The 9,180-nt window shown below is 61.5% G+C and carries 9 protein-coding genes and 1 riboswitch; of the genes, 5 read left to right on the top strand and 4 right to left on the bottom strand.

Going from position 1 to position 9,180, the window contains the following annotated elements:
• Positions 1-3: 3 nt before the first annotated feature.
• Positions 4-1,146: a 2'-deoxycytidine 5'-triphosphate deaminase gene (locus ABR948_RS08215; protein ID WP_428115632.1), complete on the bottom strand. Its 1,143-nt coding sequence runs from the start codon at positions 1,144-1,146 to the stop codon at positions 4-6.
• 78 nt (positions 1,147-1,224) lie between these two features.
• Positions 1,225-1,304: riboswitch (SAM riboswitch) on the top strand.
• A 72-nt stretch (positions 1,305-1,376) separates the two neighbouring features.
• Here ABR948_RS08215 and ABR948_RS08220 point away from each other — a divergent pair.
• A complete protein-coding gene (locus ABR948_RS08220; RefSeq protein ID WP_428115635.1) occupies positions 1,377-2,582 on the top strand; it encodes an O-succinylhomoserine sulfhydrylase in 1,206 nt (401 codons plus the stop codon).
• Positions 2,583-2,734: 152 nt separating this feature from the next.
• Here the strand turns inward: ABR948_RS08220 and ABR948_RS08225 are convergent, their stop codons facing one another.
• The 3 genes from ABR948_RS08225 to ABR948_RS08235 all read right to left on the bottom strand — a co-directional run bounded on the left by ABR948_RS08225 (position 2,735) and on the right by ABR948_RS08235 (position 5,836).
• On the bottom strand, positions 2,735-3,736 hold the full coding sequence (locus tag ABR948_RS08225) for an SGNH/GDSL hydrolase family protein (RefSeq protein ID WP_428115637.1): 1,002 nt from the start codon (positions 3,734-3,736) through the stop codon (positions 2,735-2,737).
• Positions 3,737-3,803: 67 nt separating this feature from the next.
• A complete protein-coding gene (locus ABR948_RS08230; protein WP_428115668.1) occupies positions 3,804-4,571 on the bottom strand; it encodes an SGNH/GDSL hydrolase family protein in 768 nt (255 codons plus the stop codon).
• The gene (locus ABR948_RS08235; protein WP_428115639.1) at positions 4,568-5,836 is read right to left on the bottom strand and encodes an OpgC domain-containing protein; all 1,269 of its coding nucleotides are present in this window, start codon (positions 5,834-5,836) and stop codon (positions 4,568-4,570) included. Before ABR948_RS08235 ends, ABR948_RS08230 begins: the two co-directional genes overlap by 4 nt.
• A 232-nt stretch (positions 5,837-6,068) precedes the next feature.
• On the opposite strand from ABR948_RS08235, the gene apaG reads away from it, so the two are divergent.
• The 4 genes from apaG to ABR948_RS08255 form a co-directional block, all read left to right on the top strand.
• Positions 6,069-6,461, top strand: a complete 393-nt coding sequence (gene apaG, locus ABR948_RS08240) for a Co2+/Mg2+ efflux protein ApaG (protein WP_428115642.1) — start codon at positions 6,069-6,071, stop codon at positions 6,459-6,461.
• A 154-nt stretch (positions 6,462-6,615) separates the two neighbouring features.
• Positions 6,616-7,152 (top strand): hypothetical protein, encoded by a 537-nt coding sequence (locus ABR948_RS08245; protein ID WP_428115645.1) that lies wholly within the window; start codon positions 6,616-6,618, stop codon positions 7,150-7,152.
• 81 nt (positions 7,153-7,233) lie between these two features.
• Complete coding sequence (locus ABR948_RS08250; protein ID WP_428115647.1) at positions 7,234-8,103, top strand: aldose 1-epimerase family protein; 870 nt, start codon at positions 7,234-7,236, stop codon at positions 8,101-8,103.
• 137 nt (positions 8,104-8,240) lie between these two features.
• On the top strand, positions 8,241-9,180 hold a 940-nt coding region (locus ABR948_RS08255; RefSeq protein ID WP_428115650.1), incomplete at its 3' end, for a PAS domain-containing protein.

The raw sequence follows: 9,180 nt of genomic DNA on the forward strand, positions 1-9,180 counted from the left end.
TCGCTACACCCGGAAATGCTTGCTCAGCTTCAGGCCCTGCGCCTGATAGTTCGAGCCGATGCGCTGGCCGTAGAGGGCGTCGGGGCGGGCCAGCATTTTCTCATAGACCAAGCGGCCGACGATCTGGCCGTGCTCGAGGATGAACGGCACCTCGCGCGAGCGCACTTCCAGAACCGCGCGGGACCCCTGCCCGCCGGCGCCGGCATAGCCGAAGCCGGGATCGAAGAAGCCGGCATAATGCACGCGGAATTCGCCGACCAGGGGATCGAACGGCACCATCTCCGCGGCATAATCCGGCGGCACCTGGACGGCTTCCTTCGAGGCGAGAATGTAGAACTCGCCGGGATCGAGAATGAGGCTGCCGTCGGGCCGCGCCGATATCGCCTCCCAGAATTCATCGACCGCATAACCGCCACGGCGATCGATATCGATCACGCCGGTGTGCCGCTTGGCGCGGTAGCCGACGAAACCGCCGGCATTGGCGCCGCTGAGATCGACGCTGAGCGCGACGCCGTTGACGAGGTCGGCATCATCCACGTCGACCAGCCGTTCCAGATCGTGCAGCGCATCGAGTTCGTCGGCGCTCAGGATGGCATCGCCGGTGCGAAAGCGCACCTGTGACAGCCGCGATCCCTCGCGCAGCAATACCGGAAAGGTTTTCGGGCTGATCTCGGCATAAAGCGGACCGTGGTAGCCGGCGCCGATCATGTCGAACCGCCTTGTGCCATCCGCGATCACCCGGGTGAATACATCGAGCCGTCCGGTCGAACTCTTGGGATTGGCGGCGGCGATGATTTCCGGCGGCAGTGCCAGACTTTCCAAGAGCGGCACGATGTAGACGCAGTTGGTTTCCAGCACCGCGCCGTCAGTCAGGTCGATTTCGTGCAGCTTCAATTCGTCGATCCGCTCCGCCACCGTCGCACCCGGTCCGGGCAGGAAACTGGCGCGCACCCGATAGGCAATGTCGCCAAGACGCAGATCGAGGCTCGCCGGCTGGATCTGGCTTTCGACAAAGGGGTAGGCGGGCAGGATCAGCCCGGCATCCGCCATCGCCGCGATCATGCGGTCGGGCAGAATGCCATTGGCGTCGGGTTGAAGCGTGAACGACACGGTTAAGGTCCCCGGGGATGACTTCGTGACCGTCATCCAGACGCTGAAAATATGGACTTTTATCGGTTATCCGATGGCCGCCTTGACGGAAAGGGCGCGACCGAATAAGAGCATGACTTATCCCGTGGTGATTTGAGCCGGCCGGCTTGCAGCCACGTTAAATAAGTCGCTAAACAGGCCGGGGACACGTGTGATCCCGGTCTGTGGAATTTTTCCAGGCCGGTTTTTTTGTGACCATTTTCAAGGCTGGTCACGATGGAGGTCACATGTCTGATTCTGCCGCACCCACCTCGCCAACGGCCCGCTACCGTCCGGAAACCCGGCTGGTCCATTCCGGCACCTTGCGCTCGCAATTCGGCGAAACATCCGAGGCGCTGTTTCTGACGCAGGGCTTCGTCTACGACACCGCCGAACAATGCGAGGCGCGGTTCAAGGGCGAGGACCCCGGCTTCATCTATTCGCGCTTTTCCAATCCCAACATCTCGATGTTCGAGCGCCGCATGATCGAGCTCGAAGGCGCGGAAGCCGCCCGCGCCACCGCCACCGGCATGGCCGCGGTGACGACGGCGGTGCTGGCACCGCTGAAGGCCGGCGATCACGTGGTCGCGGCCAAGGCGATGTTCGGATCGTGCCGCTATGTGGTGGAAGATCTGCTGCCGCGCTACGGCATCCAGTCCACCCTGGTCGACGGCCTCGATCTCGACCAGTGGAAGAAGGCGATGCAGCCGAACACCAAAAGCTGCTTCCTGGAGAGCCCGACCAACCCGACGCTCGACGTGCTCGATATCGGCGCCATCGCCGAGATCGCGCACAAGGCCGGCGCGCGGCTGATCGTCGACAATGTGTTTGCGACGCCGATCTGGCAGAGCCCACTGGCGCTGGGCGCCGATGTCGTGGTGTATTCCGCGACCAAGCACATCGACGGCCAGGGCCGCTGCCTCGGCGGAATCATCCTGTCGTCGGAAGCCTTCATCACCGAGCACATCCATACCTTCATGCGCCAGACCGGCCCGTCGATGTCGCCATTCAACGCCTGGATGCTGCTCAAGGGGCTGGAGACGCTGGCGGTCCGCGTCCGCGCCCAGACTGAAACCGCCGCGGCTATCGCCGAAGCGCTGGCGCGGCATCCGAAAATCTCGCGGCTGATTTATCCGGGCCGCGCCGATCATCCGCAGGCGGCGGTGGTGAAGAAGCAGATGCGCGCCGGATCGACGCTGATCGGCTTCGAGGTCAAGGGCGGCAAGGCGGCGGCGTTCCGCGCGCTCAACGGGCTGAAGCTGGCGCGGATTTCGAACAATCTCGGCGACGCCAAGAGCCTCGTCACCCATCCGGCCACCACCACGCATCAGCGATTGACGCCGGAGGCGCGCGCGGAACTCGGGATCAGCGAAGGTTTTATCAGATTCTCGGCCGGCCTCGAGCACCGCGACGATCTGATCGAGGATCTGCAGACGGCGCTGGAGAAGGCGTGAGGTTTACTCATCGTCGTCCCGGCGAACGCCGGGACCCATACGCCGCGGCCTCGCTGATCAAAGGCGGTGGTTGACACCTTCTTCCAGCAACAACGCCCTGTGGTTATGGGTCCCGGCGTTCGCCGGGACGACGGTGATGGACGGCGAGCGCCTCACATCGGCCGATAGGCCCGCACCCTGGATGGCACGTTGACGCCAAGCTTGATCTGGCCGACCGATTTGATGATGTCGTCGCCGAGCAACTGGGCGAAGCAGGCATAGCCCCAGTCGTTCATGTGCAGGCCGTCGGCAATCACGAAACTGTCGATCGGAAGCGCCTGGTTCTCGTGCCATTCACGCATCACCTCGAAGCGCGGAAAAATGCCGATATGGCGAAGATCAGCGACCTTGTGGAGTAGCCTCACCATCTGGCCCGCGCTTTCCGCGCGCTCGGTGACCCTCGGGGAATACTGCGGATCGACCAGCACCAGATCGGCACCCGCGGCCTGAATGCGCGCGATACCGTCCTCCACCAGCTTTGCGGTCTCGGCGGGATCGAGGTTGCGCAAAACCGCGTTGGTACCGACCTGCCAGATCACCATATCCGGCTTCATGTCGATCACCTGTTCCTGCAGCCGCTTCATCATTTCGGGTGCGTCGTCGCCGCCCTTGCCGCGATTGACGACGGTAATGTCGGCTCCCGGATATTGCCGGCGTAACTGCGCCGCCAGCCGGTTGGGATAGGTGAATTCGGGCGACGTGGCGCCGTAACCTGACGTCGAAGACGATCCGAAGGCGACGATCACCACCGGTTCTCCGGAAGCCAGCTTGCCGGCGACATGCGGCAGCGATCCCATCGATTTGGCGCCGCCCTTGGGCGGCAGGCACGGCACGCGGCTGAAAATGTCGCCGGCCGATTTCGCGACCTGCTTCACCGTTTCGATCGCCTTGGCGGTGAGGCCCTTTTGCTGCGACGGATTTGCGTCGTCGACCGGCGGAACATCGCTGGCACCGTTCACCTGCGGCGCAGACGGCTTCGCGCTATCGGATTTCGAGCTGTCGGATTGGGCGGCCGCGGATAACGCGGCGTGTTGAGTAACCTCGGCCGTCTGCGCGCGCGCGGCCGACGTCGGCAACGCAGGCGCTGCGATCGCGGCGATGGCCAGTAACGTCATTTTACAAAAGAAATTCGTTTTGCAAAAAGGGCGGTGAAAACTCGTGAACGTCATAAACGCTGGATCCTCAATTCTGCTGGGCCGGATTGACGCGAGCCGCGTCGATCACAAACTGCGACAGCGCGCGGCCAAGGCAATCATGGACACGCTTGGCAAGCTCGATGCCATGGAACGCGGTGAACAGGTCGAACTCTCCGGACTCGTTCCAGTGCCGCATGATGGCGAACCGGTCGAACAGCGGAACATCGTGCTGCTGCGCCACCACGCGCATATTATCCAGATAGGGCGGCGCGGAAATCATCGTTTCCGTGCGCGGGCTGTATTGCAGATTCATCAGAATGACGTCAGTTCCGGCCTCTTGCAGCGCAACAACTCCCCCGTCGACGCCGCTACGAAAATCTTCGGGATCGGTGGATCGCATAGCATCGACGGTGCCGGTCTGCCAGATAACCAAAGTAGGCTTTTTGCCTTCCATCAGCTTAACCATACCGGCTGCGACTTCTTCGGCGGTCTTCTTGGCCTGTATTTCCACGGATACGTTAACCGCGATCGACGGCAATTTCTCCTTCAGTACCGCCTGCAACCTGCCGGGATAGGCACTCGCCTCTGACGCACTGGTTGTATTGATGGTCGATGACCGGCTGCCGATGACCAGAATATCCAGCGAATGGCCGCTTTTTATGGCGTCTGCGACCTTGGGAAGGGTGGTTTCGCTGGCGAGCAGGTAGTCCGGGACCTCGCAACTGACAGCGGCATCCTCGGCGCGCGCAGGGACCACGGTCAAGAGACCGGCCAGCATCATCAAGCCCAGGATAGCCCCTGAGTCGGACTTCATGACCCCCCTCCCGCCATATCGGCGTTGCCGCCGATGCCCTTTGTCCGGGACGTGTTCTTGTCGGCAGAATGCTTGTACCACGAAAACAGCCATGCTGCGGCGGACATAATCAGGATTCCGGAAATACTGATAATGAAATGCAACCCGGCCCCGCCGGAGACTTCCGCCATCACGAAATGCCCGGCGAATGCCAGGAACACGCCGAGGCAGAAAATCTCCAGCGAATGCTGCCCGCACAGGATCAGCGGCCGCAGCCAGGGCGATTTCAATCCGGGCCAGTCCTTGGGCAGGAAGCGCACGGTCACGGCCGCCAGCGCCAGAAAATGCGCGAACCTGAGCACGTCAAGGTCGGTCTTGCTGATGGGATACATCCATTGCTCGAGCCGGCGCGGCATCAGATAGCTCAACTGCGGCATGTACCAGGTCAGCGTGACGCAGAACGCCGCCAACAGATAGGCGACCGAAATCGCCAACGTGATCCGCGATGCAAGGATTCGCGACATCCGCCTGGCGCCGCCCTGCGCGCACCAGGCGCCGAACACGAACAACAATTGCCAGGCGAATGGATTGAAGACCCAGTAGCCGTTCGGATACGCCGACAGATGCAGATCGTACTCCCAGGTGGCGGCATAGAGCAGCACCGACAAAGCCAGTGTGATGTCGGCTCTCCACTTCATCAGCCACAGGATCACCGGCAGAAAAAGCATCAGCACGATATAAAGCGGCAACACGTCCATGTTCACCGGGCGAAATCTCAACAGCAGCGCCTGGACGATGGTGACGTCCGGCTGCTTGAGAAAATCCATGATGCCCATTTCTTCCGAATACAGCGGGTTCTCGAAACTGGTGGCGACGTAGGAAATTTCCGCCAGAAAGATCGTGAACAGGAAGACATGTGCGACATAGATCTGCCAGACCCGGCGCAGGATGCGCGCGGTGGCGATCACGAAACCGGACTCCCGCATCGCGCGGCCGTAAACAAAAGCCGCCGTGTAGCCCGAGATGAAAATGAAAATTTCGGTGGCGTCGCTGAATCCGTAGTTGCGGATCGTCAGCCAGGTCAGGAAATTGGGCGGCAGGTGATCGATGAAGATCAGCCATAGCGCAAGGCCGCGAAACAGATCGAGCCGCAATTCGCGCTCGCCGCTGACGGGAACGGAAATGGCGGGAGCCGGCGCAGCCGGCGCCATCGCGGCGGCGTCCACAACGACGTTCGCTGCGCCCGCACGCGGTGGTCCGGCAATTCGATCGACTATCGATGTCATCTGGCACCGTCTGGAGCAGGTTAGTCTATTCTGCGGAACGCGAAGATAGTATCGGCCCCCAGTTGCACGCAAGTTACGTCCCCGAAAGCCACGCGGTTGCGCTTTAGGTCGGAACTATGTTGAAACGACGATTGGAGCTACAGTGGCAGGGCAGTCGCCCATGCCGGCCCGGCGATGGGTTCCAGCTGAGCTATTGGTTATGATACCGCACGATTTCGGAAGATCAGCCTGCATGTACCGCGCCATTACCCGCCAGATCGAAGTCACCGTCGAACCGAACTTCCTGCCGGAACGCTCGTCGGCCGAAAACCGTCAGTATTTCTGGTCCTACACCATCGTGATCACGAATACCGGCGCGGAGACCGTGCAACTGCGGACCCGGCACTGGATCATCACCGACGCCTCGGGCCGCAAGCAGGAAGTCCGCGGCGAAGGCGTGGTCGGCGAGCAGCCGGTGCTCGCGCCGGGCGAGCGCTTCGAATATACCAGCGGCGTGCCGCTGGCGACCGCATCGGGCTTCATGACCGGCAGCTACCAGATGGAAAGCGAAAGCGGCGAGCGGTTCGAGATCGACGTGCCGACCTTCTCGCTGGATAGCCCCGACAGCAGGCGGGTGCTGAATTAGGCTTTGGCCGACGCAAATGGCAAGGCAAGTGACCAGGCAAGGCCTGACAAGCAGCCTTGTTGCGGATCGATCCCCGATGCAGAATGCCCGACCGGAAGAACGCTGAATGATACAGCGGCTTCCAAAACAGGCGGCAAGGGGAGTAAGCACAGTCATGAGTAGCAGTTACAGTACGGCAGCGCGATCGGAAGCGGCGTCATACGCCGGGGGTACGTCAGATCGGGCAGCGGCGATCCGCGCCGGTGTGATCGGCGGACTGACCGGGGGCGTGATTATCTGGATCTACGAAGCCCTGATCTGGGTCGGGGTGCAGCATCTGATGCCGATGGCGGGTATTCCGCGCAATGCGACGGGCCTGGTATTTGGCAAGGCGGTGCAGGAGTCGCTGGGAACAGCGGCCTATTTCGTCGGCACCGGAATCCACTTCTTTTTCACGATCGTGTGGGGTGTGCTGTTTGCATTGATGTGGCCCTATTTCCGGCGCCGCGGCTATGAGGCGACGCTGGTGGCGCTGTTCTATGCGGTCGTGATCTGGATCGTCATGCATGCCGCGATCATGGTCGCGGGCCCCAACCATCCCGATTACTTCGACCCGATGGTGGTGATCGGCGGCTTCATGTCGCATTTCTTCTATGCGGTGCCGCTGGCGCTGATCGTCAAGCATCGTCTTGCATCGCAAGCCAGCGGCTGAGACGGATTGCTCCCTGCCCCACGCGGCCTGCGTCCAAGGCAGGCCGCGTCGGGGTCCGAGGCCGTTTCCAGCGAGTAGACCATGAGCCAAGACCACCACACGCTTCGCAGTGACGCCATCACGGCGATCATCGTGCCGGACGGCGCAGAACTGATTTCGCTCAGAAACCCGCAAGGACTTGAACTGCTTTGGCAGGCTGGCGCGATCTGGCCGCGCCATGCTCCCAACCTGTTTCCAATTGTCGGCCGGTTGAAGAACGACACGTTGCGGCATCAAGGGAAGGTCTTTCCGATGACGCAGCATGGTTTTGCGCGCGACCGGCGCTTCGACTGGACCGCGCGTGGGCCGAAATCCTGCACGCTCGTTCTGACAGATGATACGCAGACCCGCGCCCGCTATCCCTTCGCGTTTCGCCTGACCGTCACCTACACAGTGGACGATGCGGATCTCGACGTGGCCTTCGAGGTCACCAATACCGGCGACGAAATGCTGCCGGCTTCGGTCGGCGGGCATCCGGCGTTCAATTGGCCGTTGCTGCCTGACTTGGACAAGGAGGCCTACCGGATCACTTTCTCCAACGAGGAGCACCAGCCAATCCGCCGGCTCAAGGACGGTTTGCTCCGGGCACTTCCGGAACCTAATCCGGTTCGAGGCAAAACCCTGGCACTTTCGGAACAGCTCTTTGAGGACGACGCGATCATTCTGGATCAGCCCGCGAGTTCGAGCGTGCGTTACGCAGCCGATCACGGTCCATCGATCGAGGTGTCCTGGCAGGGCTTTCGAGAGCTCGGCATTTGGTCGAAGCCGGGGGCGAATTTGCTCTGCATCGAGCCCTGGCACGGGTTCGCCAGTCCTTCGGATTTTGATGGCGAATTTAGCGACAAGCCAGGCCTGATGCAGATCGCCCCGGCTGCAACGCGAACGCTCAAATACCGCATTCGTGTCGGCTGACGCCGACTGATATCGATTGGGGAGAGATCAGCGGCGCTTTCCCCGATCTGATTGTTTTGGCACGTTGCCTGCCCTGGAACTAAAGCCGTATTGGAACGTTTCCCAACGTTGTAACCGGCGTATTTTGGGGGGAAAAATTGCCGAACGAAGGCGTAGCTGCCAAATCGGGCGAATCATTTCCGAGCGGCGGCGGTGAACTTGGCGCCTTGATCCGGCAATTCGATTGGGCAAAAACCAGCCTTGGTCCGCTGGTGGCGTGGCCACAGAGTTTAAGAACTGTCACTGATACCCTGCTGCGGTCCCCCGTACCCATCGTGCTGCTGTGGGGCGAAGATGGCGTCATGATCTACAACGACGCCTATTCGGGCTTCGCTGGCAGCCGACATCCCCAACTGCTTGGGTCGAAAGTGCGCGAGGGATGGCCTGAGGTCGCCGATTTCAACGACCATGTCATGAAGGTAGGCCTCCGCGGCGGCACCCTCGCCTACAAGGATCAGGAACTCACCCTCTATCGGCACGGCGGTCCGGAACAGGTCTGGATGAATCTGGACTATTCGCCGGTCCTGAATGAGGCAGGCCAGCCGGCGGGCGTGATCGCGATTGTGGTTGAAACCACGCAGCGCGTGATCGCCGAACGAGCCCTCGGGGATCGCGAGAATGACCTCGCCCGTATTCAGCGAATAGCCGGGATTGGAGGGGTCAGCGTCGATCTCAGGAATGGCTTCGACAACGGACGCCGCTCGCCTGAATACCTGGAGATCCACGGACTCAGCCCGGACGCGGTCGACACCCACGAAGACTGGCTCAAGCGGATTCATCCCGACGACCGCGACCATGCACTGCGTCATTTTCTGGCGGCAGTACACGGTACGGATACGCGTTACTCGTCCGAATACCGGATCGTCAGACCAAGCGACGGGCGGGTGCGATGGATCGCCTGTGAAGCGCAGATCGAACGGGACGAAATGGGGCAACCCCTTCGCCTGGTCGGTGCCCATATCGACATCACCGACCGAACGCTGGCGAAGGAACTTCTCAAGGAGAGCGAGGAGCGCTTCCGGCTAATCGCCAACAGCG

It is taken from the genome of Bradyrhizobium sp. (assembly GCF_050014615.1).
Lineage (GTDB): Bacteria > Pseudomonadota > Alphaproteobacteria > Rhizobiales > Xanthobacteraceae > Bradyrhizobium.

Bases quoted from the DNA above. Each gene is read 5' to 3' on its own strand.
- ABR948_RS08215 (WP_428115632.1), bottom strand. From the start codon at position 1,146: ATGACGGTCACGAAGTCATCCCCGGGGACCTTAACCGTGTCGTTCACG.
- ABR948_RS08220 (WP_428115635.1), top strand. From the start codon at position 1,377: ATGTCTGATTCTGCCGCACCCACCTCGCCAACGGCCCGCTACCGTCCG.
- ABR948_RS08225 (WP_428115637.1), bottom strand. From the start codon at position 3,736: ATGACGTTACTGGCCATCGCCGCGATCGCAGCGCCTGCGTTGCCGACG.
- ABR948_RS08230 (WP_428115668.1), bottom strand. From the start codon at position 4,571: ATGAAGTCCGACTCAGGGGCTATCCTGGGCTTGATGATGCTGGCCGGT.
- ABR948_RS08235 (WP_428115639.1), bottom strand. From the start codon at position 5,836: ATGACATCGATAGTCGATCGAATTGCCGGACCACCGCGTGCGGGCGCA.
- apaG (WP_428115642.1), top strand. From the start codon at position 6,069: ATGTACCGCGCCATTACCCGCCAGATCGAAGTCACCGTCGAACCGAAC.
- ABR948_RS08245 (WP_428115645.1), top strand. From the start codon at position 6,616: ATGAGTAGCAGTTACAGTACGGCAGCGCGATCGGAAGCGGCGTCATAC.
- ABR948_RS08250 (WP_428115647.1), top strand. From the start codon at position 7,234: ATGAGCCAAGACCACCACACGCTTCGCAGTGACGCCATCACGGCGATC.